The organism is Streptomyces sp. NPDC101166 (assembly GCF_044768125.1).
GTDB lineage: Bacteria > Actinomycetota > Actinomycetes > Streptomycetales > Streptomycetaceae > Streptomyces.
The window spans coordinates 1-1,190 of the sequence record NZ_JBIWPF010000222.1; the positions used below are offsets into that span (position 1 = coordinate 1).

The window sequence follows — 1,190 nt, forward strand, 5'->3', positions numbered from 1 at the left end:
TCCCGCATCCGCGCTGGATCGAGGCGGTCGCCGCGATCGTGGTGGCGCGCACCGGAACCGCGCCGGACGCCGACGCCGTCATCGCCCACTGCAAACAGCGCCTCGCCGGATACAAGGTCCCCAAGTACGTGACCTTCGTCGAGGCGCTGCCCAAGAACCCCAGCGGCAAGATCCTCAAACGCGAATTGCGTACGCGGCACGCGGATCTGGCCGCGCAGGACTGATCAGCTGATCAGATCCACATGGGCGATGTTCGCCCGATCGCCGGGGTCCTCACTCGGAGCCCCGGCGAACCAGGCGTCGAGAATCTCGCTCAGCTGCGCGCGCGAGGTGAGGCGCAGACTCAGCGCCAGCACGTTGGCGTCGTTCCACTTCCGTGCCCCCTCAGCGGTATACGCGTCCACGCACAGCGCCGCCCGCACCCCGGCGACCTTGTTGGCGGCGATGGACGCGCCGGTGCCGGTCCAGCAGCACACGATGGCCTGCTCGGTCCGGCCGTCGGCGACGTCGCGCGCCGCCGCCTCGCACGCCCACGCCCAATCGTCGCGCTCGTCCGGATCGAGGGCCCCGTGCACGGTCACCTCGTGCCCGCGCGTCCGCAGCTCCTCGACCACGGCCGTGGCCACCCCGGTGTCCTCGTCTGCGGCAACCGAAATCCTCATGCGGACAGTCTCCTCGACGAGGCCCGGGATCAGGGGGACTAGCGGTTCGTGACGCGCGAGAGCGCTTCGGGATAGCGTGCCCCGGCCACCGATGCGGCCGGTGCGGCGGCCTCGATGCGGGCCAGATCCTCCGGCGACAGCACGATCTCGGTGGCGGCCACGTTCTGTTCGAGGTAGGTGCGACGCTTGGTGCCGGGGATCGGAACCACGTCGTCGCCGCGGGACTGCACCCAGGCCAGGGCCAACTGCCCCGCGGTGACGCCCTTCTCGTCGGCCAGTTCCCGCAGGGCCGCGACGATGGCGAGATTGGCGTCGATATTGCCGTCGGCGAACCGGGGCAGGCGGCGGCGCATGTCGTCGGCGGGCAGGTCGGCGGTGGAGGTGATCGCGCCGGTGAGGAAGCCGCGACCCAGCGGCGAGAACGGCACGATGCCGATTCCGAGCTCGCGGCAGGCGGGCACGATCTCGGCCTCGATGTCTCGGGTCCACAGCGACCATTCGCTCTGCAGCGCGGTCACCGGGTGGACG

The 1,190-nt window shown here is 70.8% G+C and carries 2 protein-coding genes and 1 pseudogene; 1 reads left to right on the forward strand and 2 read right to left on the reverse strand.

Annotated features, from left to right (window positions below):
• Positions 1–224, forward strand: a pseudogene (locus tag ACIRS4_RS37885) (acyl-CoA synthetase); the annotation flags it as partial.
• On the opposite strand, the gene ACIRS4_RS37890 reads toward ACIRS4_RS37885, so the two are convergent.
• A complete protein-coding gene (locus ACIRS4_RS37890; protein WP_404204769.1) occupies positions 225–662 on the reverse strand; it encodes an RpiB/LacA/LacB family sugar-phosphate isomerase in 438 nt (145 codons plus the stop codon).
• Between the two features lie 38 nt (positions 663–700).
• Positions 701–1,190, reverse strand: a 490-nt coding sequence (locus ACIRS4_RS37895) for an aldo/keto reductase (RefSeq protein WP_404204771.1), incomplete at its 5' end; no start/stop codon positions are given.

What these genes read in the sequence shown, in the direction of transcription:
- ACIRS4_RS37890 (WP_404204769.1), bottom strand. Translation starts at nt 662, where the DNA reads ATGAGGATTTCGGTTGCCGCAGACGAGGACACCGGGGTGGCCACGGCC.